This window comes from Streptomyces sp. NPDC001222, from assembly GCF_042896945.1.
GTDB lineage: Bacteria > Actinomycetota > Actinomycetes > Streptomycetales > Streptomycetaceae > Streptomyces > Streptomyces gibsoniae.
The window spans coordinates 426,315-446,773 of sequence record NZ_JBIAXT010000001.1 but is presented as its reverse complement, the minus strand read 5'-3'; the positions used below and the strand labels follow the sequence as shown (position 1 = coordinate 446,773).

24 protein-coding genes are annotated in these 20,459 nt (G+C 71.8%); 10 read left to right on the top strand and 14 right to left on the bottom strand.

Annotated features, from left to right (window positions below; all coding sequences use genetic code 11):
- Positions 1-87 precede the first annotated feature (87 nt).
- Both ACFY2Z_RS02035 and ACFY2Z_RS02030 read left to right on the top strand, forming a co-directional pair.
- Positions 88-993, top strand: coding sequence for a pseudouridine-5'-phosphate glycosidase (locus ACFY2Z_RS02035; protein WP_390742232.1), 906 nt, complete (start codon positions 88-90; stop codon positions 991-993).
- Positions 990-1,895: a carbohydrate kinase family protein gene (locus ACFY2Z_RS02030; protein WP_390742231.1), complete on the top strand. Its 906-nt coding sequence runs from the start codon at positions 990-992 to the stop codon at positions 1,893-1,895. The genes ACFY2Z_RS02035 and ACFY2Z_RS02030 overlap by 4 nt, the downstream gene beginning before the upstream one ends.
- Positions 1,896-1,943: 48 nt before the next feature.
- Here ACFY2Z_RS02030 and ACFY2Z_RS02025 read toward each other — a convergent pair whose 3' ends face one another.
- Complete coding sequence (locus tag ACFY2Z_RS02025) at positions 1,944-2,738, bottom strand: methyltransferase (protein ID WP_390742230.1); 795 nt, start codon at positions 2,736-2,738, stop codon at positions 1,944-1,946.
- A gap of 196 nt (positions 2,739-2,934) precedes the next feature.
- Between ACFY2Z_RS02025 and ACFY2Z_RS02020 the strand changes: the two genes are divergently transcribed.
- Complete coding sequence (locus ACFY2Z_RS02020) at positions 2,935-4,062, top strand: magnesium and cobalt transport protein CorA (protein ID WP_390742229.1); 1,128 nt, start codon at positions 2,935-2,937, stop codon at positions 4,060-4,062.
- Positions 4,063-4,251: 189 nt separating this feature from the next.
- Here ACFY2Z_RS02020 and ACFY2Z_RS02015 read toward each other — a convergent pair whose 3' ends face one another.
- Entirely contained in the window at positions 4,252-4,680 is a 429-nt protein-coding gene (locus ACFY2Z_RS02015; protein ID WP_390742228.1) for a CBS domain-containing protein, read from the bottom strand.
- A 154-nt stretch (positions 4,681-4,834) separates the two neighbouring features.
- Positions 4,835-5,476, bottom strand: coding sequence for a uridine kinase (locus tag ACFY2Z_RS02010; protein WP_390742227.1), 642 nt, complete (start codon positions 5,474-5,476; stop codon positions 4,835-4,837).
- Between the two features lie 129 nt (positions 5,477-5,605).
- Here ACFY2Z_RS02010 and ACFY2Z_RS02005 point away from each other — a divergent pair, with 129 nt between their 5' ends.
- Entirely contained in the window at positions 5,606-6,295 is a 690-nt protein-coding gene (locus tag ACFY2Z_RS02005) for a DUF2293 domain-containing protein (protein ID WP_390742226.1), read from the top strand.
- A 368-nt stretch (positions 6,296-6,663) separates the two neighbouring features.
- A complete protein-coding gene (locus tag ACFY2Z_RS02000; protein ID WP_390742225.1) occupies positions 6,664-8,154 on the top strand; it encodes a glutamate synthase subunit beta in 1,491 nt (496 codons plus the stop codon).
- A gap of 172 nt (positions 8,155-8,326) precedes the next feature.
- Here the strand turns inward: ACFY2Z_RS02000 and ACFY2Z_RS01995 are convergent, their stop codons facing one another.
- From ACFY2Z_RS01995 to ACFY2Z_RS01985, 3 genes are all read right to left on the bottom strand, one after another.
- Entirely contained in the window at positions 8,327-9,142 is an 816-nt protein-coding gene (locus ACFY2Z_RS01995) for an SAM-dependent methyltransferase (protein WP_390742224.1), read from the bottom strand.
- A 103-nt stretch (positions 9,143-9,245) separates the two neighbouring features.
- The gene (locus tag ACFY2Z_RS01990; RefSeq protein ID WP_365159110.1) at positions 9,246-9,500 is read right to left on the bottom strand and encodes a DUF397 domain-containing protein; all 255 of its coding nucleotides are present in this window, start codon (positions 9,498-9,500) and stop codon (positions 9,246-9,248) included.
- The gene (locus ACFY2Z_RS01985) at positions 9,501-10,361 is read right to left on the bottom strand and encodes a helix-turn-helix domain-containing protein (protein ID WP_390742223.1); all 861 of its coding nucleotides are present in this window, start codon (positions 10,359-10,361) and stop codon (positions 9,501-9,503) included.
- Positions 10,362-10,724: 363 nt separating this feature from the next.
- Between ACFY2Z_RS01985 and ACFY2Z_RS01980 the strand changes: the two genes are divergently transcribed.
- Both ACFY2Z_RS01980 and ACFY2Z_RS01975 read left to right on the top strand, forming a co-directional pair.
- The gene (locus ACFY2Z_RS01980; RefSeq protein ID WP_390742222.1) at positions 10,725-11,435 is read left to right on the top strand and encodes an ATP-binding protein; all 711 of its coding nucleotides are present in this window, start codon (positions 10,725-10,727) and stop codon (positions 11,433-11,435) included.
- A gap of 41 nt (positions 11,436-11,476) precedes the next feature.
- The gene (locus ACFY2Z_RS01975; RefSeq protein ID WP_390742221.1) at positions 11,477-11,890 is read left to right on the top strand and encodes a hypothetical protein; all 414 of its coding nucleotides are present in this window, start codon (positions 11,477-11,479) and stop codon (positions 11,888-11,890) included.
- Between the two features lie 11 nt (positions 11,891-11,901).
- Here ACFY2Z_RS01975 and ACFY2Z_RS01970 read toward each other — a convergent pair whose 3' ends face one another.
- Together ACFY2Z_RS01970 and ACFY2Z_RS01965 are read right to left on the bottom strand one after the other, a co-directional pair.
- A complete protein-coding gene (locus tag ACFY2Z_RS01970) occupies positions 11,902-12,075 on the bottom strand; it encodes a hypothetical protein (protein ID WP_390742220.1) in 174 nt (57 codons plus the stop codon).
- 835 nt (positions 12,076-12,910) lie between these two features.
- Positions 12,911-13,735, bottom strand: coding sequence for a nucleotidyltransferase domain-containing protein (locus ACFY2Z_RS01965; protein WP_390742219.1), 825 nt, complete (start codon positions 13,733-13,735; stop codon positions 12,911-12,913).
- A 272-nt stretch (positions 13,736-14,007) separates the two neighbouring features.
- Here ACFY2Z_RS01965 and ACFY2Z_RS01960 point away from each other — a divergent pair, with 272 nt between their 5' ends.
- Complete coding sequence (locus ACFY2Z_RS01960; protein ID WP_390742218.1) at positions 14,008-14,415, top strand: RidA family protein; 408 nt, start codon at positions 14,008-14,010, stop codon at positions 14,413-14,415.
- A 28-nt stretch (positions 14,416-14,443) separates the two neighbouring features.
- Here the strand turns inward: ACFY2Z_RS01960 and ACFY2Z_RS01955 are convergent, their stop codons facing one another.
- Positions 14,444-15,145 (bottom strand): uracil-DNA glycosylase, encoded by a 702-nt coding sequence (locus ACFY2Z_RS01955; RefSeq protein WP_390742217.1) that lies wholly within the window; start codon positions 15,143-15,145, stop codon positions 14,444-14,446.
- Between the two features lie 97 nt (positions 15,146-15,242).
- On the opposite strand from ACFY2Z_RS01955, the gene ACFY2Z_RS01950 reads away from it, so the two are divergent.
- Positions 15,243-16,019 carry an RNA-binding S4 domain-containing protein gene (locus ACFY2Z_RS01950; protein WP_390742216.1) on the top strand — a complete coding sequence of 259 codons (777 nt, stop codon included), beginning with the start codon at positions 15,243-15,245 and terminating at the stop codon, positions 16,017-16,019.
- A gap of 17 nt (positions 16,020-16,036) precedes the next feature.
- Here the strand turns inward: ACFY2Z_RS01950 and ACFY2Z_RS01945 are convergent, their stop codons facing one another.
- Both ACFY2Z_RS01945 and ACFY2Z_RS01940 read right to left on the bottom strand, forming a co-directional pair.
- Positions 16,037-16,519, bottom strand: coding sequence for a DoxX family protein (locus tag ACFY2Z_RS01945; protein ID WP_390742215.1), 483 nt, complete (start codon positions 16,517-16,519; stop codon positions 16,037-16,039).
- 162 nt (positions 16,520-16,681) lie between these two features.
- Positions 16,682-17,668 (bottom strand): acyltransferase domain-containing protein, encoded by a 987-nt coding sequence (locus ACFY2Z_RS01940; RefSeq protein WP_390742424.1) that lies wholly within the window; start codon positions 17,666-17,668, stop codon positions 16,682-16,684.
- Positions 17,669-17,777: 109 nt separating this feature from the next.
- Here ACFY2Z_RS01940 and ACFY2Z_RS01935 point away from each other — a divergent pair, with 109 nt between their 5' ends.
- Entirely contained in the window at positions 17,778-18,050 is a 273-nt protein-coding gene (locus tag ACFY2Z_RS01935; RefSeq protein WP_390742214.1) for a DUF6343 family protein, read from the top strand.
- Between the two features lie 154 nt (positions 18,051-18,204).
- Here ACFY2Z_RS01935 and ACFY2Z_RS01930 read toward each other — a convergent pair whose 3' ends face one another.
- From ACFY2Z_RS01930 to ACFY2Z_RS01920, 3 genes are read right to left on the bottom strand one after another with little or no spacing between them, the layout of a single operon-like run.
- On the bottom strand, positions 18,205-18,585 hold the full coding sequence (locus tag ACFY2Z_RS01930; protein WP_311697067.1) for a tetratricopeptide repeat protein: 381 nt from the start codon (positions 18,583-18,585) through the stop codon (positions 18,205-18,207).
- A 50-nt stretch (positions 18,586-18,635) separates the two neighbouring features.
- Positions 18,636-19,244 carry a dephospho-CoA kinase gene (coaE, locus tag ACFY2Z_RS01925; RefSeq protein ID WP_390742213.1) on the bottom strand — a complete coding sequence of 203 codons (609 nt, stop codon included), beginning with the start codon at positions 19,242-19,244 and terminating at the stop codon, positions 18,636-18,638.
- Positions 19,245-19,295: 51 nt separating this feature from the next.
- Positions 19,296-20,234, bottom strand: coding sequence for a PAC2 family protein (locus ACFY2Z_RS01920; protein ID WP_390742212.1), 939 nt, complete (start codon positions 20,232-20,234; stop codon positions 19,296-19,298).
- Positions 20,235-20,459: the final 225 nt, after the last annotated feature.

The following is a 20,459-nucleotide window of genomic DNA, read 5'->3' as shown; positions in this document are numbered from 1 at the left end:
TGTTCTCCCCTCCACGGCTCGCATGTGTTTGGTCCCGGGCGCCGCCCGCCAGAGATGAGGGAAGACCGAGAGACAGGAGGCACGCGCGTGCTGATGGTGTCCGAAGAGGTACGGGAGGCCCTCGCCGCCCGCCGACCGGTGGTGGCCCTGGAATCGACGATCATCGCGCACGGGCTGCCCCGTCCGCGGAACCTCCGGACCGCGCTGGAGCTGGAGGACCTCGTACGACAGGAGGGCGCCGTACCGGCGACGATCGCCGTCCTGGACGGCCGGGCCCATGTCGGGCTGGACAAGGAACAGGTCGAGCGGATCGCGAACCAGGAGGGGATCCGCAAGCTGGGCCATCGCGACCTGCCGCTCGCGGCCGCAACGGGCGTGAGCGGGGCGACGACGGTGTCCGCGACGGCCCTGCTGGCCTCGCTCGCCGGGGTACGGGTCTTCGCGACCGGCGGCCTCGGCGGGGTGCACCGGCAGTGGACCGCGACCCAGGACGAGTCCGCCGACCTGGGGCTGCTGGCCAGGACGAGGATCACCGTGGTGTGCGCGGGCGTGAAGTCGATCCTGGACGTGCCGGCGACGCTGCAGCGTCTGGAGACGCTGGGCGTGGCGGTGGCCGGTTACCGCACCGACCGCTTCCCGGGCTTCTACCTCTCCGACTCCGGGCATCCGGTCGACTGGACCCTCGGATCCCCGGAGGAGGTGGCGGCCGTCATGCGGGCGCAGGACGCGCTCGGCGGTCCGCAGTCGGCGCTCGTCGTCGCTCATCCCGTTCCGGAGGAGGAGCAGCTCGATCCGCAGCTCCACGCGCGCGTGCTCTCCGCCGCGCTGCAGGCGTGCGAGGACGAGGGGGTCACCGGTCAGGCGGTCACACCGTTCCTGCTCGACTATCTGGTACGGCACACCGAGGGGGCCTCGCTGAGCGCCAATCTGGCCGCGGTGCGCGGCAACGTACGTCTCGCCGCACGGATCGCGGCGGCCTGGGCGAACGCGTGAGCGGGGCGCTGCTCGTCATCGGGGACGTCGTCACGGATGTCGTCGCCCGGCACCGCGGCCCGCTGGCGGCGGGCACGGACACGGCCGCCGTCATCCGTACGCTCCCGGGCGGCGCCGGTGCGAACGTGTCCTGCTGGGCGGCCCATTGGGGCTGCCCGGACGTGCGGCTGCTCGGACGCGTCGGGGCCGACACGGCAGCCTGGCACGAACGGGAACTGACCGGGTCGGGGGTACGGCCCCACCTGGTCGTCGACGCGGAGGCGGCCACGGGGACGGTCATCTGTCTGGTGGACCGAAGCGCCTCGGCGGAGCGCACCTTCCTCACGGACAGCGGGGCCTGTCTGCGGCTGGACCCCGGGGACTGGTCGGACGCGCTGCTCGACGGGGTCGCACGACTGCATCTGTCGGGCTATCTGCTGTTCTCCGAGCCGAGCCGGGCGCTGGTGGGAGTGGCCCTGGGGGCGGCACGCGCGCGTGGTGTGCCGGTGAGTCTGGATCCGGCGTCGGCCGGGTTTCTCACCGAGCTGGGGGTGGGCCGGTTCCTGACGCTCACCGAAGGCGTGGACGTGCTGCTCCCCAGCCGGGACGAGGCGTGTCTGCTGACCGGGCTGCCCGACCCCGCGGACGCGGCCGCCAAGCTGAGCCGCCATCTGCCCCTGGTGATCGTCAAACAGGGTGCGGAAGGGGCACTGGTGGCCGTGTCGGGAACGGTCCGTGCCCGGATCCCGGCAGTGCCTGCCACCCCTCGCGACACTACGGGCGCGGGCGACGCCTTCACCGGCGCCTTTCTGGCGGCCCTCCTGTCGGGGGCGGAGCCGGCGGAGGCGACGGCGCAAGGGTGCAGGGCCGGGGCCGTGGCGGTGGAGAGAGTGGGAGGCAGACCTCCGGCGGCCGTCCGGTAGGCGGCTCCGGTGGCGGCGCCCGGCAGGCGCCGCCGTCCCTGTGTCCGACTACTCCTTGCGGCCCCACGCCGAGATCAAGGGGGCTGTGGCCAGGTCCATCGTGCCGGACGCGACATGGGACAGATGGCGGTCGATCTCCTCGTCCGTGGCGAGGCCCGCGGCGACGAGCCGGTCGCGGATCTGCCGGACCGTCGCGGATTCGAGGGCCGAGCAGGCGGGCGAGGTGATCGGGAAGTACGCGTCGGCCTCCACCCGCTGCAGTCCCGCCTCGCGCAGCAGGCGCGGAAGCCGGCGGCCGTAGGAGAGGTCGGCGCCGCGTTCGGCGAGGAGCGAGCGGAAACCCTGGCGCAGACGGTTGGCGAGCTGTTGCTCGGGGCCGTACTCGTCCGGGCAGATGAGGGGCTGGAGGGCAGGGTCGGCGTCCTCGATCAGCAGTCGTCCGCCGGGGCGCAGGGCCTTGATCATCGACTCCAACGCCCTTTCCCGGTCCGGTACATGGACGAGGACGAGCCGGGCGTGCACCAGGTCGAATCCCTCCCCCGGCGGCTCTTCGGTCCCGACGTCGTGGGTACGGATCTCGATCGGGGGCCTGGCGGCCGACACCGCCCACGACGTGTCGATGTCGGTGGCGAGGACCTGTCCGGTCGGACCGACCTTCTCTGCCAGCCAGGAGACCACAGAGGTGCCCCCGGCGCCGACCTCCCAGCAGCGCCAGCCGGGGCCGATGCCGAGGTCCTCGATATGGCGGAACGTGGTGGGGTCGAAGAGGGCGGAGAGCGCGTCGAAGCGCCGCCCCGCCTCGGCCTGCTGGTTGTCGAGGAGATACCCGTCGCTCTGCGTCATACAACGATCATCTCAGCCGGCCGCGCGGGCCCTGCCCGACGACGCTCCGAGCGAACGGCGCAGCGTGACGCCCCCTGCGCATCGAAGCGGAACTCTCCGTTGCCACAGGCTTTTCCGGCGATCGAGGCCGACTGGCAGACTGGCTCGCGAAGGCGCGGAATGCGCGGCGCGAGGAGATCCACGCAAGGAGATCCAGATGTCCATGGCAGGGAATCTTCGGAAGGTCACGGGCCTCGACAGGGTCAGCGGCCTCCGTAAGGTGGCGCGGTTGGCGCGGCGTCGAACACGCGTCGACCTCAGCCACCCCGCCCGGTCACCTCTGGGCTCCGCGGTGGTCAACTGCGTGACGTATCAGAAGGGCGTCCGCGTTCCCGACGCCGGCGATCTGGTCGACTCCGTGGAGCGGGTCCGCAAGAGCGCCGACGGGTTCGTCTGGCTCGGGCTGCACGAGCCGACGGACCAGGAGTTCGCGGGGATCGCCGAGCTCTTCGATCTGCATCCGCTCGCGGTCGAGGACGCGGTCGAGGCGCATCAGCGCCCGAAGCTGGAGCGGTACGGGGAGACGCTGTTCGCGGTGTTCAAGACCGTCTGCTACGTGGAGCACCAGGAGTTGACCGCGACGAGCGAGGTGGTGAGCACCGGCGAGATCATGGTGTTCATCGGTCCCGCCTTCGTCATCACGGTGCGGCACGGACGGCACGGCTCGCTCGGGCCTCTGCGTGAGGAGCTGGAGGCCCACCCTCAGCAGCTCGCGAAGGGCCCCGCCGCGGTGCTGCACGCGATCGCCGACCAGGTGGTGGACGACTATCTGAGCGTCACGGACGCGGTGCAGGAGGACATCGACCAGGTCGAGGCGGACGTGTTCGCGGAGAACAGCGCGCGACTGGATCCGGGCCGCATCTATCAGCTCAAAAGAGAACTCCTGGAGCTGAAGCGGGCGGTGGCGCCCCTGGACCGCCCCATCCAGGAGCTGGCCACCAGGCCGATCCGGGTGATCGATCCGGAGATACAGGCGTACTTCCGGGACGTCTCCGACCATCTGCTGCGCGCCATCGAGCAGATAGCCGCCTTCGACGAACTGCTCAACTCGATTCTGCAGGCACATCTCGCGCAGGTGAGCGTCGCTCAGAACGAGGACATGCGCAGAATCACGGCCTGGGCCGCGCTGATCGCGGTGCCGACGATGCTCACCGGTGTGTACGGCATGAACTTCACGCACATGCCCGAGTTGCGCTGGAGATTCGGCTATCCGGCGGTTCTGGTCGTGATAGCCGTGGGCTGTCTCGCCCTGTACCGGGGGTTCAAGCGCAACGGCTGGTTGTGACCCCGCGGTCCCTTTCACCCAGCCGCCGACGGACCTCAGCGCATCCAGCGCCGCCGGTCCGAGCCGGTCGACGAATGCCGGCCGGCCGGCGGACGGGCCTCGGGCGGCCTTCGCCCCGGGCGGGGGCGATCGGCGGGCAGGTGGCGCCGCGTGGTCCGGTTCGGTGGGTCCGGATCGGCGTGCTCCGGGTCAGCGTGAGGTGCTCCTCGCGTAGACGTTGCCGACCCACTCGACCATCTGCCCCTGCGTCAGGTGCTCGGCCAGGTCGACTTCGCTGATCATGCCGACGAGGCGCTTGTTGTCGATGACGGGAAGCCGGCGGATCTGGTGTCCCTCCATCTCCTGGAGGACCTCGCTGATGTCGGCCTGCGCGTCGACCCAGCGCGGAGTGCCCTGGGCCATCTCGCCCGCGGTCACACGTGCGGGGTCGTGCCCCGCGGCCACGCAGCCGACGACGATGTCGCGGTCGGTGAGGATGCCGCAGAGCCGCTCGTTCTCGTCACTGATGGGCAGCGCGCCGACGTTGAGTTCGCGCATCAGCTGGGCGGCACGGTCCAGGGTTTCGTGCGCGGGGATCCACTGGGCACCACGGTGCATGATGTCTCCGGCGGTGGTCATGTAGTACCTCCCGTTGCCGGACGGCCGGCGCGGCACGGGACGCACCGCATGTCCCGGCGCCCTCAATTCTCGCCGTGCCCGCGCGGTAGTGCACCCCGAGGCGTGGGACGGGCGGGTGCGGCCGGGTCGGCGGCAGGACGGCTTGGCGTGGGTGTCAGCCGTTCCAGGCAGGGTGACGCGGGTCGTCCGCGCGGACCAGGACGTCGGCGAGGGCGCCCGGGTCGGTCTCCGCCTCGTAGCGCTCGAAGGCGGGAAGCGTCCAGTGCTCGGACTCGGGGGTGCGTCGGCGCAGGGCGCCGGCCGACAGGAGCACATGGACGGTCAGATCGAAGGGGAACCAGTGCCGAAGGAGGAGGGGACCGTGGAGCAACAGAATGCCGCCGGGCGGAAGTTGGACGTAGGGGCTCCGAGTGGCACGGTCGGTGACCGGGTCCCACAGATCGGGCAGGACGCTGCCGCCGCCGCCGGGTTCGAGGGGGCCGAAGACCTCGCGCCACAGCGCGCCGGTGTCGAGCCATCCGTCGTAGTAGGAGTCCAGGTCCCGGTGGCCGTACTCCAGGCGGACGGAGGCGGGGCGCAGGAAGCCCTCCGCGCCGACGACGAGCGAGGAGCGGCCGCGTATCCGCAGGGCGTCGGACACACGCCGGGCGAGGTCGCCGGGGCGCGCGGCCGGGGCTCCGTCGAAGGCGACGCGTGGCCAGGGGCCGCCGTCGTCGGGCTTCAGCTCGAGCAGCCGGTCGGCCAGAACGTCGCCGAGCCGCTCCCAGGTGATCGCTTCGAGTCGCACAGGGCCCATGATGCCGCGCCACCAGGGGGGAACCACGACCCGGCCGCTGAGCGCCCGCAGGGGCGGAGCGCGACGAAGCCGCCGCCGGGCCGGCGTCCCTCGGGGTCACCGCTGAACCGGATGGGGAACGAGAGGGGTATGGCAACGAGCGCAACTCCCCCGCCTGGTGGCGGACTTCTCGTCTTCCAGCCACTGAGACGGCGGCATTGCGCCGCATGCAGCCGCGGGCCTTTGTCGCTGCTGGTGCTGGAGGAGGGCGCGCCTCGGTGCCTGGACTGTGCGGATCTCGGGCATCTGGTGTTCCTGCCGCGCGGCGACACGGCACTGACCCGGCGGTCGCGGGAGGCGAGTGCGCTCTCTGCGGTAGTGGTGCGCTTCAACCGACGGCAGGGCCGGTACGAGCGGCAAGGGGTGCTCGTCGAGGAGGAGGCGCTGGCGCTCGCCGAGGAGCGGTGCCTGGCGGATGCGGAGGCCCGGCGCAGACGCCGGGCGCGGGACGCACGGCGGCGGGCGGCCGAGGACCTGCGGTTCACGGAGGCATTCGCGCGGGAGATCCGTCGTTTGTTCCCCGGGTGCCCGGCCGGGCGTGCGGAGGAGATCGCGGCGCATGCCTCCGTGCGTGGGAGCGGACGGGTCGGCCGCAGTGCGGCGGGGCAGGCGCTGTCACCGGACGCGGTGTCGGCCGCGGTACGGGCGTCGATACGGCACCTGGAGACGCCGTACGACCAGCTGCTGATGAACGGGGTGCCGAGACCCGAGGCGCGTCGGCAAATCGCGGCGAGCGTGGAGGCGGTGCTGCGGGAGTGGGGGTTTCAAGAGGCGGCGTGACAGGGCGGGCGCATGGGTCGGAGTGAAGCAGGCCAGTTCGGGCCCGCCCAGGAAGGGCCCCGACGGAGCCCGAGGGGCGGCTGTCGGGTGGAGGGGTCGGTTGCCCGGCCTGGGAGCGTCCGGCCACCCTGCGGGAGGTCGGCTGAGCCTCGCGTCCTTCGTCCGCGTGGGGCGACCGCGTGATCACTGGCCTCATACGCGGCGTGACGTACGGCGACCGTAGGCCGTGAAGGTCCGCGGCTTCTTCATCGCCCGCGCCTGGGCGGCCCGAGCCCTGGCCGGGGGCCCCGATGACGAGGGGCGGAGCGGCGTAGGGCGTCGTACCCTGACACGAAGCGACCCCGTACGCGCGCGCAAGGGGGAGGGCCATGGGCGATCCCAAGGGCTTTATGAGCACCCCCCGGGAGGAATGGCCTCGCAGGCCCGTGGAGGAGCGGGTGCGGGACTGGAACGAGGTGTACGTCCCGGGCGCGCTGCTGCCGATCATCAGCCGCCAGGCGAACCGGTGCATGGACTGCGGGATCCCGTTCTGCCACGAGGCCTGCCCCCTCGGCAACCTGATCCCCGAGTGGAACGGCCTCGTCTCGCGGGAGGACTGGCGCGCGGCCAGTGACCGGCTGCACGCCACCAACAACTTTCCGGAGTTCACGGGACGGCTGTGTCCGGCGCCGTGCGAGGCGGGGTGTGTGCTGGCCATCAACCAGCCCGCGGTCACCATCAAGAACGTGGAGGTGGCCATCGCCGACCGGGCCTGGGAGGAGGGGTTCGCCCAGCCGCGTCCGCCTGAGCGGCTGTCCGGGCGCACGGTCGCGGTCGTGGGGTCGGGTCCGGCCGGGCTCGCGGCGGCCCAGCAGCTCACCCGCGCCGGGCACACGGTGGCGGTGTACGAGCGCGCGGACCGGATCGGCGGGCTGCTGCGGTACGGGATACCGGCGTTCAAGATGGAGAAACGGCATCTCGACCGGCGCCTTGGGCAGATGCGGGCGGAGGGGACGAAGTTCCGTACGTCGACGGCTATAGGCAGGGACATCGGGGCCATGGAGCTGCGGGCACGGTACGACGCGGTGTTGATCGCGACGGGCGCCACCGCATGGCGGGAGCTGGACGTGCCCGGGCGGGAGCTGGCCGGGATTCATCAGGCGATGGTGTACCTGCCGCTGGCGGACCGGGTGTGCGAGGGAGACCTGGAGGTCTCGCCGTTGTCGGCGGCGGGAAAGCACGTCGTGATCGTGGGTGGCGGGGACACGGGGGCGGACTGTCTGGGTACCGCGGTGCGCGAAGGGGCGGCGTCCGTGACCCAGCTCGACATCTACCCGCAGCCGGAGCCGGTACGGAACGAGGACTCCGAGCCCTGGCCGACGTACCCGAAGATCTACCGGCTGTCCGCCGCGCACGAGGAGGCGCGCGATCTGCGCACGGCGCCCGCGGCGGACGCGGACGCGCGGCTGTTCGCGGCGTCCACGCTGAGTTTCACGGGGGACGCCGAGGGACATGTGCGCGCACTCCACCTGACCGAGGTGGACGAGCGGCGCCGACCGGTGTCGGGCACCGGGCGGACGCTGCCCGCGGACCTCGTGCTGCTCGCGCTGGGGTTCTCGGGGCCCGACCGCGAGGACGGGCTGATCGACCAGCTCGGGATCGCGCTCGACGCACGCGGGACCATCGCGCGGGACGAGGACTTCGCCACGAACGTCCCGGGGGTGTACGCCGCGGGGGACGCCGCGCGCGGGCAGTCGCTGATCGTCTGGGCGATCGCCGAGGGGCGGGCCGCGGCAGCGGCGGTCGACCGGCGGCTGACAGGCGGTGCGTCGCGCCTGCCGGCCCCGATCGGGCCGTACGACAGGCCGATGACGGCGTAGCGGCGCGGCCGATGACGGGTGACCCGGCGGCCCGGGTGACCGGGCAGACCGGGCGGCCCGGGCGGACCGACGTGGAGCGGGCTGGCGATGATGCCCGCTCCCCAAAGGCGACGATCGGCTGTTGCCGAGGATCCACGGGATCCCATGGATCCTCGGCCTCCGGATCCCGGGGTTACAGCTTGCGGGCCACCGCGCCGTAGCCGGGAATGACTCCGTCGTCCTGGCCCGGGACCGGCTCGCCCAGCTCCGGGTGCCACTTGTGGGCCACCTCCACCCCGGGTTCGACGAGGTCGAGCCCGTGGAAGAAGCGGGCGAACTCGTCGCGGGAGCGAAGCGCGAGGGTGACCCCGGCCGCCCTGAGCTTCTCGGTGGCCGCCGCGGACTCCTCAGGGGTGAAGTCGGCGGTGGCGTGGGTCATCATCAGATAGCTGCCGGTGGGAAGTTCGGACAGCAGCCGGTCCACCAGGGCGTGCGCGCCGTCCTCGTCGGGGACGAAGTGCAGCAGCGCCACGAGGGACAGCGCGACGGGCTGGTCGAAGTCCAGAATCCGCTTGGCGCCTTCGATGATGGTGTCCGGCTCCCGCACATCGGCCTGCAGGTACTCGGTGACCCCCGCGGACGTGCTGCGCAGCAGGGCCGCCGCGTGGGCCAGCACGATGGGGTCGTTGTCGCAGTAGACGACGCGCGCGTCCGGCGCGATCTCCTGCGCGACCTGATGCAGGTTCGGCTCGGTCGGGATGCCCGTGCCGATGTCCAGGAACTGCCGTACGCCGTGGTGCGCCAGCCAGCGCGTGGCACGGTGCATGAACGCACGGTTGACCCGTGCCATCACCGGCACCCTCGGGTCGAGGGCGAGCATCTGCCGGCCCATCTCCTCGTCGACGGGATAGTTGTCCTTCCCGCCGAGGTACCAGTCGTACATCCGTGCCGGGTGCGGCTTGCTGGTGTCGATGACGACGGCGTCCGGTGCGGGGTTCTGCCCGGTCATGAAGGAACTCCGTAATTCCATGGGAACGTCAATGATCAACTCAACTGAAAGGCTGAACGACAAGTCAGTGGTGCGGACAGCAACGCCGTGGAGTGACGGCCGGTCACGACAGCAGGAAGTCGGCCACCCCCGCCTTGGCCCCCTCGATGAACGCCGTCATCTCGTCGGAGGTGTAGATCAGCGCGGGCCCGTCCGGGTCGGTGGACTGACGGACGGCGATCCGGCCGTCGGCGAGCTTCATCGCCTCCAGACAGTTGCCGCCGTTGCCTCCGCTCCACGGCTTGTGCCAGCCCTCGCTGCCGAGTTCACGGGCGGGCATGCCGTTGTAGACGCGTTCGCGCGGCGTGATGCGGTCCATTCACAGCTCCTTGCGGAGACCCTCGAGGATCTCCTTCGTGCGTTGTGCCGTAGCGGCCTGGGCCGCCATGCGGTCCATGACCTCGAGGTGGGTCGCCACCTCGGTGCGCGCGTCGAGGTAGACCGCGCCGGTCAGGTACTCGCTGTAGACCATGTCCGGCAGTTCTGACATGGCAAATCGGAACAGGACGAAGGGCCCGTACGTACCGGCGTGCGGTCCCGAGGAGAACTCCAGCACCTGGAGCGTCACATGGGGCAGCTGGGTGACCTCCAGCAGCCTCTCGACCTGGGCACGCATGACGGCGGGCCCGACGACCGGGCGGCGCAGCGCGGTCTCCTCCATCACGACCCAGATCCGGGGCGCGTCCTTGCGTGAGAGCAGTTCCTGACGCTGCATGCGCAGCGCAACATGACGCTCGACGTCCTCGGGACTGGTCTGCCCGACGGCCCCCGACCTCAGGACACCGTGGGCGTACGCCTCGGTCTGCATGATGCCGGGCACGAAGTGCGGTTCGTACTGGCGGATGAGCGCCGCCGCGCCCTCCAGGCTGACGTACATCGAGAACCAGCCCGGCAGGATGTCGTGAAACCGCTGCCACCAGCCCGGTTTGTTGGCGTCCTCAGCGAGTTGGACGAAGGCCTCGGCCTCCTCGTCGCTCACTCCGTACGCCTTCAGCAGCAACTGAAGGTACGGGATCTTCAGGGCGACCTCGGCCGTCTCCATGCGGCGGACGGTGGCGGGCGCGACGCGCAGAATGCGTCCGGCCTCCTCCCGTTTGAGGCCCGCGCGTTCACGGAGGTCCAGCAGGCGCCGACCGAGGACGACCTGACCGACCGTCGGTGCTGACCGCGGCTCGCTCACCTCGCGTTCCTCCCGTCCTGATGTGTCCTGACAGCCCGGACGGCGCCGTTCCGGACCGTGCGGCGCTCTCGCCGCACGCCCGTGTTCGGCTTCGATCCGTCACTGCCGGTTCGATCCGTTTCCGTACTGATTCGATCCGCTCGGTGCTGGTTCGATCCGCTTCGGTGCCGGTTCGACCCGTTCCCTGCGGTTCGATCCGTTCTCAGCCGGTGTGGGTACCGCACCCGGCCGTCCGTGCTTCGGACCTCAACTGACTCCGCTTCGCGGGCCGTTGCGAGCAGTGTGCCATGGCCTTTCGTCGAGTCACACTGCACTCTGCATTTTTCAGAGTGACCCTTGCCAAGTGTTCATGCCACAGCGATAGTGGCAGACGTGATTCCGTCCGCGCCGTTAGGAACAGACGCCGCCGCAGACCGGTTCGGCCGGGGCGGCGGCTCAGTGCCGCGCCCCGCCGCGGCTGCCGAGCGCCGTTTCCGCTTCGAGTTGGCCGCACGCCCGGGCTCCGTCGGACAGGCCCGGCGGTTGGCACGCGCCCGGCTGTCCGGCTGGGCGGTGTGCGAGGACACATGCGACACGGCCGCCCTGATCGTCTCCGAACTGGTCACCAACGCGATCGTGCACACCGCCGGACAGCATGTCGTGTGTGAACTGCACGACACCGGCGACCTGGTGCGCATAGCCGTCCAGGACGAGGGATGCGCTCCGGGTGAGCCGCACACGGGTCCACAGCGCCCCGAGGAGGAGCACGGGAGGGGACTGCTTCTCGTCGCGGCGCTGTGCCGGGCCTGGGGAGCCCAGGAGGCGGGGCCCGGCTTGCTGGTCTGGGCGGAGCTGGCACGGGATGCCGAAGAGTCGGCGTCCGGGCCCGAGCAGTCGTCCCGGGACCTGTCGTGTTCCGGCGACAGGTCCCGGGCGACCGAGGACACGACGGCCCGGTCCGACCTCGGCTGGGGCGCCAAGAAGCCGCCCCCGGACGACCAGGCGCGGTGCGACCTGGGTTGGGGCGCGAAGCGACCTCCGGCCGACGGCCGGGGTTCCGGGGCGGAGGCGTCCCGGGGGACGGGGACCACGTGAGCGTGAGGGGCACCGGGGCCCTGGGGCAGGGAGCCGGAGCGATGCTGTCCCTGGACTCGCTGCTCCGCCTGGAGCGGGCACGGCGGACGTCCGGGGCGATGCCCGGGAGGCTTGCCCTGCCCGAGGACATGGCCGCGCCGCTCGGCTGTGACGCGGTGGCCGTACCCGCGTCCTACGGCCCACTGCTGCTGTCCAGACTGCCGAGGGTGGGCTGTGTCTACGCCGACCGCGCCGACTGGTGGTGGATCGTGCCGTCGGACTCCGACGTCGCACTGAACTGGCCCGCGCCCGCGCGCTACGCGAGGAAAGCACTCGTCCCGGAGGAGTCGGACGGCCCTGGGCTCATCCACCGGCCGGACGACGCCGTGCCGTACACCCCGCCCATCCCGCTGTACCTGGCCGTGTGTCAGGTCACGGGCACGGCGCCGGCGTGGTCACGGCCGCTCAGCGCCTGACCAAGGGCGCGTCACTCGGCGGCGTCGGCCCCCCGCACGATCACCAGGAACGCGTCCGTCGCCAGGTCCATGACGACCTCCGCGGGCTGCCCCTCCAGGCGGCGCGCCTGCGCGTACTCCTCCGCGGGCCACGAGCCGCGCGGACCGCCTGCGGGAAAGCACTCCAGAACCATTCGCCCGCTCACCCTGCACCTCCTTGCAAACGCCGAGTCTCGGCGGCCGATCCCGATCGGCACGTAGAGTTAAACGACAATCTCCCGGTGAACGGATCGTGAAGTGACGGTACTGAGACGTATTCGACACTCAGTCACAGTCCATTGATGAGGAAAATCCTGGAGCGATCCGATTTGCCCGGCCACAGGAACACCTCAAGTCCCTTGCGTCACCGGCGAACACGGACGGCCATCGGGCCCGCGGACCGAGACAACCGCGGTAGCTGTATCGCGTCGAGCCCCGCCTGAGCGCGCCGCTCGGCGAGTTCGGCGAGGAGTCCGGTGCGCCGTTCGCGGTGGCGGGGCGACAGCCGCCCGCTGTCGTCGAGGTGCACGGCGCACGCGGTGGTTGTGAACCAGCCGTTCGAGCGTGGCGGCCGCCTCCGCCGTGCCGACGTCGTCGAGGGCGCGCGCCGCGGATGCGTCGTGGGCGGGGGCGGGCAGCGGTCCGGCGCGCCGGGGCCCGAGTACGACGGCGAGCAGCAGTGGTCCGGCGGCGAACGCGCCCCGCGCAACGGCGCTCCAGGGCACCGGCCCGCGCTGGGCACGCAGGGCGTGGGCGAGCCAGCGAGGCGGGGAGAAGGCGCGGCACGGCACGGGGCTCCTGCCGGACGAGGACGGTCTGCCCTCGGACGTCGGTGGCCGGGCGCGGGGGGCCACGGTAGATCGCAGGGTGAGCACGAAGGAGACACAGACCGTTTCCGCGATGTGAAAAGGCGGGACGAGACCGCGATCTCCATGAGCGCGATCGCCGGGCAGGCAGGGGCGAGCGCAGTCGCGGGGCGCGGAACCGTACGCCCCGCAGGGACTACCGGGCCGCCGCTCCCCGCGCGGCGGCGAGGGCGTCCTCGAAGAGCCTCTCGGCCGCCGTGACGGCCGCCACGAGCCCGTCGTGATCGGCCCGCAGCCCTGCCACGATCCCGTCCACGGCCCGCAGCCCCGCCCGCTCCAGCAGCCGCTTCTCGTTGGTCACCCATTCCCCACGTGCCGCGAGCACCGCGTGCGCGGTGTGCGCGGCAGCCAGGGCGAGGGCGCCGGCGACCTCGGTGAGGCGGCCCTTCGGGGCGTGGTTGGCCTTCGCGTACGCGAGGGTCGCGCCGGCTGTGTCGTGCCAGCGGCCGGGGGCGGAGGCGCGCAGCTTCCGCGGGTACGATGCGGGGCGTGGAAGGGTGCCTCGCAGCACCCGGTTGACGGCCAGTTCGGCGACCACCAGGTAGCTGGGGATGCCTGCGAGGTGGAAGAGCAGCGGCTCCACGTGGAAGCGGCCTTCCTCGGCCTCCGCCAGCTGATGTTCCACGACATCGAGATCTCGGTAGTGCACGTCGACCCGCCGGCCCTCGACGGTCAGCCAGGCGCCGCCGTTGAACACGCCTCCGCCCCAGCCGCCGATCTCGGAGACCTCACCGGGCCGGCCGATGGCCCGGAGGTCGGCGGGGTCGAATCCCGGGCCCCGGTAATAGACGGCCAGATCCCAGTCGCTTTCCGGGCCGTGAACGCCCTGTGCGCGGGAGCCGCCGAGCGCGACGGCCCGGACGGTGGGCAGCGCGGCAAGGCGGTCCGCCACGCCGTCGAGAAACGCCGCGTCGTACGTGGGCATCGGGGTCGTCGCTGTCACCTCCGTCAACGGGTCCATCAAGCCCTCCTGTTGAGGGGACGGAACCTAGCTCAGTTCCGCGGCGGACCGGTGTGCGTCCGTGGTGACGTGGGGACCGGAAAATCGGATGCGCGAGCCGTCCCGCCCCCGCATGATCGGGGATTGGCGTCGACCGGCGGGATCCCCTCCATCGGCGGACTGCCGTCGTCCGGCGGACTGCCGTCGCTCGACGGGTTGCCGCTCAGGCCGGCGCTTGCCGCTCGGGCCGGCGCTCGGCCGGGCCGAGACGAGGCACGTTTCCGGGAGGTCCCATGCTCAAGCGCATCACCGTTCCCACCCTGTTCCCGCCGCCCCACTACGCGCACGCGTCCATCGTGGAGGCGGGGACCCGGCTCGCGTTCCTGGCCGGATCCGTGCCCCTCGACGCCGAGGGGAAGCTTGTCGGCGAGGGCGATCCCGTACGGCAGGCGCAACAGGTGCTCGTCAACCTCGACGAGCAGTTGCACGCGGTCGGCAGCGACCTGGCGCATGTGGTGTCCACGGATGTGTATGTGGTCAGCGCCGAGCCGGCGGTGCTCTCGGCCGTGTGGGACGTCGTCGAGGCGTCGGGGCTCAGCACCGGGCCGCATTCCTCGACGCTGATCGGCGTGGCCTGCCTCGGCTACTCCGGCCAGCTCGTGGAGATCACCGCGACCGCTGTGGTTCCCACCGAGCGCTGAACCGGTGGTGGACCGCGCCGGTCCGTCGCTACGGTGCGTTCGGCAACCCCGCCGCCCGCGCCGCCGTACGCAGCACGTCCCGCAGCATCTCAGGGGTGAGCCGGCCGGTGAACGTGTTGCGCTGACTGACGTGGAAGCAGCCGAAGAGCTCCAGCCCGTCCAGCGGCACCCGGGCCCCGTGCCCGAAGGCGGGTCGTGGCCGGGGCAGCACCCAGCCCGCCTCGGCGAGCGAGGTCAGCGAGGCCTGCCAGCCGAAGGCACCGAGCGCGACCACTGCGCGCAGGGAGGGGCGCAGCAGCCGCAGTTCCTGGACGAGCCAGGGCCGGCAGGTGTCCCGCTCCTCGGGGGTCGGCTTGTTGGCCGGCGGGGCGCAGTGGACGGGTGCGGTGACGCGTACGCCGTAGAGTTCGAGCCCGTCGTCGGCGGACACCGACGCGGGCTGCGACGCCAGCCCGACGGCGTGCAGAGCCTCGTAGAGCACGTCTCCCGACCGATCGCCGGTGAACATCCGTCCGGTCCGGTTCCCGCCGTGCGCCGCGGGTGCGAGCCCTACGACGAGCAGCCTCGCGTCGGGCGGGCCGAAGCCCGGTACCGGCCGTCCCCAGTAGGTCCAGTCGGCGAACGCGGCGCGCTTGGTACGGGACACCTCCTCACGCCAGGCGACCAGGCGGAGACAGGCACGGCACCCGATGATCCGCTCGTCCAGCCTGGCGAGGCTGCTGTCTTCCATGCCTCCACGGTAGGTCTGGACGGCGAGGGTCCGGGCGGTCGGGCCCCGGCGGAAAAGGCGTCGGGTGCCCGGGGCCCGGCGGGCTAAGGTCGGGGGCATGGCTTCCGAAGGCACGGACGACGAGAAGGCGGGCGGGACCGGGGGAACCCGCGCGACGGCGACGGACCAGGAGTCCGGAGCACGCCGGGACGGCGAGACGGACTCCCGGGACTCCGCTGCGGGCGCGCCGGACGCGGCCGCCCAGGCCATGGACCCGAAGACCGCCGCCGCGGTGGCCGCCGCCGAGGCGGCCGGCCCGTCGAACGGCGAGAGTGTGCGCATCGACAGCTGGATCTGGTCCGTGCGGCTCATCAAGACCCGCTCGGCCGGCGCCACCGCCTGCAAGGGCGGACACGTCCGGGTCAACGGCGAGCGTGTGAAGCCCGCGTACGCCCTGCGGATCGGCGACGAGGTACGGCTGCGGCACGAGGGCCGGGAGCGGGTCGTCGTCGTGAAGCGGCTGATCCGCAAACGGGTGGGAGCCCCGGTGGCGGTTCAGTGCTATGTCGACAACAGCCCGCCTCCGCCGCCCCGCGAGGCCGTGGCCCCGGCGGGCGTCCGCGACCGCGGGGCCGGCCGTCCCACCAAGCGCGACCGCCGCGAGATGGAACGCCTCCGCGGTCTGGGCACGGCACCGGGCACGCCGTACGGCGGCTACGCCGAGGCCCTCGGCGCCCAGAGCCGGGGCCGGTCGGAGGACCAGGACCGGGCCGGTGGCAAGGACCGGGCCGGTGGCAAGGGCGGGTCGTCCGGTGGACGGGACCGTTCCGGTAGCCACGGCGAGTCCGGCGGTCACGGCCGGCCTCAGGGGCGAAGCGGCTCCGGCGGTCGCTGAGGAGATGACGGAGGCGGTCACACCCGGCGGCGCGCCAGGCGCGCCAGGTCGGCGATGCGGTCGCGGCGGGTCCAGGCGATCACGGTGAGCGGGACGATCAGGATCAGCGGGGTCGCCGCGTACTGTCCGTCGAAGACGGTGAGCTGAACGACGAAGGCGCCGACCATCAGCCCGGACAGCGCCACGGCCGTGACCGACGACAGCAGGGGCACGACCAGGCCGACGGCACCGGCCAGTTCGAGTGCGCCGATGGTGTACATCCCCGTGCTCCCCCAGCCGATCCTGTCGAAGGACTCGACCGCCGACGGGTGCGCGATCAGCTTCGGCAGTGCGCTGGCGAGGCCGTAGAACAGCGCCAGGACGATCTGCAGGGCGCGCAGGGAGATCTCGGCGCGCCGGCTCCGGCCTCGGTTCACCGACGAGGCGACGGAGGCCGGGGCAGAGGCAGTAGCCGAGGGGGCGGAGGTGGCTCGCCGGGCAGCGGCGGCGGTCTCGGACATGGGGTCCTCCTCAAGGCAGCGAGTGCGCGTTTTGTCAGAGGTATGACCCTTGTCCGTCGCGGAACTCATCGCTGCCCCGGGCCTTAGTTGATGCCCCGGGCTCATCGATGCCCAGGGGCCTTGTCGCACCCGGACGGTCCGCCCCGGTTCGCCGCTCCAGGCTCACAGGGCGAACCAGCCGTGCCCCGTGTACCAGTGCCCGCCCCCGCGCAGGTGGTCCGCCACCGCCCGCTCGACGCCGGAGCGTCGCGGCAGGTGCTCCACCGGCAGATCGGGATCGCCGAAGACGAACCCGACGGGCACCCCGTCGTCGGGGGTCGCCTCCTCGTACGCGAGCTCGAAGCGGTCCTGGAAACGGATGATGTTGGAGTCGGCGGGCAGGTACCGCTTGAGCTGCGGATCCAGCAACCACGAGTGGCACACGGCGATCTCATGGCGTTCGTCCGGGTAGTGGCGCGCGAAGAACTCCCGCGCCAGGCCCAGGGACCGCTCGCAGGCGGACGGTGACAGCGGGCCCCGGAAGTCGGGTATGTGCAGTTCCAGGCACGGATCGCCGGGCCCCAGCCCATGGCCCGCCGCCGCGACGGCCCGGCCCGTGCGCTCGCCGAGCCGTCCGCGCTGGAACTGCAGCCGCCCCAGCTGGAACAGCTCCCCGTGGAAGTGCAGGGCCGGCCACCACGGGAACAGCAGTCCCCCGGTGCCACGTCGTCTTCGGTGGACCGCGACCTGACGTCCGAGATCCGCGAGCGTACGGCGGGTCACCTCGTCCGGAACACCGCGCTCCCGATGGTAGGCGCGCACATACGGAAGCGAGGCGACGAAGACGTAGAGATGGAAGAGCCGCCCGAGCGCCCCGGCCGAGTCCGGGAACGAGGGCGGCTCACAGGCTTTCCCGATCTCCCCCATGTCCCGCACGAAGCGGGTGACACACCGCGCCAGCAGCGTCATCGCCTCGGCATCCCGCGCGAGCCGGACGCGCAGCGCGACCACTTCGTTGATGTCCTCGTGGGGTACGGCCAGGTCGAGCAGGATGTCGGGCAACTCGTCCGCATCGGGCAGGACGACCGTCACCCACGCCCCGTCCTCACGTTCCAGGTCCTTCAGCCACTCGGCGAGCCTCGCGTCCGCCCGCACCGCGTCCAGCAGCACCGTCGCCTCCCCGGGTGACCACGGCCGCGCCCCCGCGCTGCCGGATTCTGGTCGCCGTTCCATGGTGAACATGCACCACGAAGGGTACGTGTCGGGTCAGGAGCAGGTGATGGCGATGCGTACAGGCAGTGAACCGGCGACGGCACGCAGTGCACTGCGGATGCGCTTCTGGCTGAGCGTCTGGGGCCTGGCCTGGGCGACCTTCGGAACGGTCATCTTCGCCCTCGTGGGGCGACCGGGCTGGGCGGCGGCGTGCGGTGTGTTGTGGCTGGTGATCAGCGCGGACCTGATCATGATCGTGCGGCACATCCGGCAGGGGCCCCACTGGCAGCCGGGCCGCGACGTGCCGCCGTATCCGCCGCCGGAGCGACGCCGCTGGTGACGGCCGGCCGTCGCGCATCGGCGCCGTCCCGATACGGACCGAAGCCCGAGCCCGTCCGCATCCGGACTACGAGCCGAGGCCCCAGCCCTCCGAATCCGGAAGCCACGAACCCAAGCCGCGTCCGGACCACGCCCCTGAGTCCGCCGCATCCGCGCTAGGAGTCGAAACCCGCCGCCTTCAGATACTGCGGGTTCGGGTCCAGCGCGGCCGCCAGGCGGAAGTGCCGCTTCGCCTCCTCGGGCCGCGCCTGGCGCTCATAGGTGCGGGCCAGCGCGAAGTGCGCGAACGCGTTGTCCGGCTCACGCTCCAGCACGATGCTGAACTCCAGCTCGGCAGGACGCAGTTGCGCGGCGGCGAAGAAGGCACGGGCGCGCAGCAGCCGGGCGGCCGTGTTCTCGGGGTGCGCGGCGATCACGCCGTCCAGCAGCTTGACCGCGCCCCTCGGATCCCGTGCGGCGAGCAACTGCTCGGCGGCACGGAAATCGATCACATGGGTCTCCGGAGTACGTCCGGTCGGATCGCTGATCTCGGGCACGGCTGAGTCCTTCCCTCACTGGAGCGATTCAACGCTCCTCGCGGCGATCGCTATTCCGGCGAACGTCCGGCCCTGCGCACGAGATCCGCCCATATCTCCCCCACCCGGCGTCGCAGTTCCTCCAAGGGAACGTCGTTGTCGATGACGATGTCCGCGATCTCCAGGCGCTTCTCGCGCGGCGCCTGGGCGGCCATCCGCGCCCGTGCGTCCTCCTCCGTCATGCCGCGCAGACGGACGAGCCGGTCGAGCTGGGTGCCGGGGCTCGCGTCGACGACGATCACCAGGTCGTAGAGCGGGGCGAGTCCGTTCTCCGTGAGGAGGGGCACGTCGTGGACGACTACGGCGTCCTCGGGCGCGGCGGTCTCCAGCTCACGGGAGCGGGCGCCGACCAGCGGGTGCACGATCGAGTTGAGGACGGCGAGCTTCTCGGGATCGGAGAAGACGAGGGAGCCCAGTCTCGGGCGGTCCAGGCTGCCGTCCGGGGCGAGGACGTCCTCCCCGAAGGCCTCGACGATCGACGCGAGCCCAGGGGTGCCGGGCTCGACGACCTCACGCGCGATGCGGTCCGCGTCGATCAGCACGGCCCCGCACTCCACGAGCAGCCGCGACACCTCGCTCTTGCCGGCGCCGATACCGCCGGTCAGGCCCACCTTCAGCATGACGGGAAGCCTACGGCCTGCCACTGACAGTCTCGGTGGCAGGCCGTGCGTTCAGCCCTCGCCCTCCCGCTCCGCCAGGAAGCGCTCGAATTCCTGTCCGATCTCGTCCGCGGACGGGATCTCGACGGGCTCCGCGAGCATGTTGCCGCGTGTCTCGGCGCCCGCGGCGGCGTCGTACTGGTGCTCGAGGCCCTGGACGAGAGCGACCAGTTCCTCGTCGCCCTCCTGGATCTGGCGTTCGATCTCCGTCTGGGTGCGGTGCGCGTCCGTGCGCAGCGAGTGCGCGATCCCCGGCAGGACGAGGCCGGTCGCGGCCGTGATGGCCTCCAGAACGGTCAGCGCGGCGTCCGGGTACGGGGAGCGGGCGATGTAGTGCGGGACATGCGCGGCCACGCCCAGAACGTCGTGTCCGGCCTCCATGAGCCGGTACTCGACCAGGGACTCGGCGCTGCCCGGGACCTGCGCCTCGTCGAAGGGGCTGCGGTGACCCGGCACCAGGTCGGTGCGGTTGCCGTGCGGGGTGAGCCCCACCGGGCGGGTGTGCGGCACGCCCATGGGGATGCCGTGGAAGTTGACGGCCAGGCGCACTCCCAGCCGCTCCACGATCTGCCCGACGGCCGCCGCGAACCGCTCCCACTCCACGTCCGGTTCGGGGCCGGACAGCAACAGGAAGGGCGCTCCGGTGGCGTCCTGGACGAGGCGCACCTCGATGGACGGGACCTCGTAGTCCGTCCATCGGTCCCGCTTGAAGGTGAGCAGCGGACGGCGCGCGCGGTAGTCCACGAGCCGGTCGTGGTCGAAGCGGGCCACGACCTGATGAGGCAGTGAGTCCAGGAGCCGGTCGACGATCTGGTCGCCGGTCTCGCCCGCGTCGATGTATCCGTCGAAGTGGTAGAGCATCACCAGGCCCGCCGACTCCTGGGCGAGCGCCATGTCGACCACGGCGAGCCCCTTCGGCTCCCATGCGTACAAACCCTGCGGATCAAGCACTGTGGACCGCTCCTCCTCGTGTTCTTCCCGGCACAACGCGCTCCGGGACGTGGGCATTCCCGGACCACGCCCTTCCGCCTGCCTCTCCTGCCGGTTGGGGCGGCCGCCTCGGGGCGACGGACGGGGTCCGTGCGAGGTCTGCGGCGAGGTCTGTTACGCGCGCGTGGAGGGCCGGCCGTGACCGCCCTGGAAAGAGCACTGGAGACACACCGGAGACACGCTGAG

Coding starts and splice junctions, on each gene's coding strand:
- ACFY2Z_RS02025 (WP_390742230.1), bottom strand. CDS start 2,738: ATGACGCAGAGCGACGGGTATCTCCTCGACAACCAGCAGGCCGAGGCG.
- ACFY2Z_RS02020 (WP_390742229.1), top strand. CDS start 2,935: ATGTCCATGGCAGGGAATCTTCGGAAGGTCACGGGCCTCGACAGGGTC.
- ACFY2Z_RS02015 (WP_390742228.1), bottom strand. CDS start 4,680: ATGACCACCGCCGGAGACATCATGCACCGTGGTGCCCAGTGGATCCCC.
- ACFY2Z_RS02010 (WP_390742227.1), bottom strand. CDS start 5,476: ATGGGCCCTGTGCGACTCGAAGCGATCACCTGGGAGCGGCTCGGCGAC.
- ACFY2Z_RS02005 (WP_390742226.1), top strand. CDS start 5,606: ATGGCAACGAGCGCAACTCCCCCGCCTGGTGGCGGACTTCTCGTCTTC.
- ACFY2Z_RS02000 (WP_390742225.1), top strand. CDS start 6,664: ATGGGCGATCCCAAGGGCTTTATGAGCACCCCCCGGGAGGAATGGCCT.
- ACFY2Z_RS01995 (WP_390742224.1), bottom strand. CDS start 9,142: ATGACCGGGCAGAACCCCGCACCGGACGCCGTCGTCATCGACACCAGC.
- ACFY2Z_RS01990 (WP_365159110.1), bottom strand. CDS start 9,500: ATGGACCGCATCACGCCGCGCGAACGCGTCTACAACGGCATGCCCGCC.
- ACFY2Z_RS01975 (WP_390742221.1), top strand. CDS start 11,477: ATGCTGTCCCTGGACTCGCTGCTCCGCCTGGAGCGGGCACGGCGGACG.
- ACFY2Z_RS01965 (WP_390742219.1), bottom strand. CDS start 13,735: ATGGACCCGTTGACGGAGGTGACAGCGACGACCCCGATGCCCACGTAC.
- ACFY2Z_RS01960 (WP_390742218.1), top strand. CDS start 14,008: ATGCTCAAGCGCATCACCGTTCCCACCCTGTTCCCGCCGCCCCACTAC.
- ACFY2Z_RS01955 (WP_390742217.1), bottom strand. CDS start 15,145: ATGGAAGACAGCAGCCTCGCCAGGCTGGACGAGCGGATCATCGGGTGC.
- ACFY2Z_RS01950 (WP_390742216.1), top strand. CDS start 15,243: ATGGCTTCCGAAGGCACGGACGACGAGAAGGCGGGCGGGACCGGGGGA.
- ACFY2Z_RS01945 (WP_390742215.1), bottom strand. CDS start 16,519: ATGTCCGAGACCGCCGCCGCTGCCCGGCGAGCCACCTCCGCCCCCTCG.
- ACFY2Z_RS01935 (WP_390742214.1), top strand. CDS start 17,778: ATGGCGATGCGTACAGGCAGTGAACCGGCGACGGCACGCAGTGCACTG.
- coaE (WP_390742213.1), bottom strand. CDS start 19,244: ATGCTGAAGGTGGGCCTGACCGGCGGTATCGGCGCCGGCAAGAGCGAG.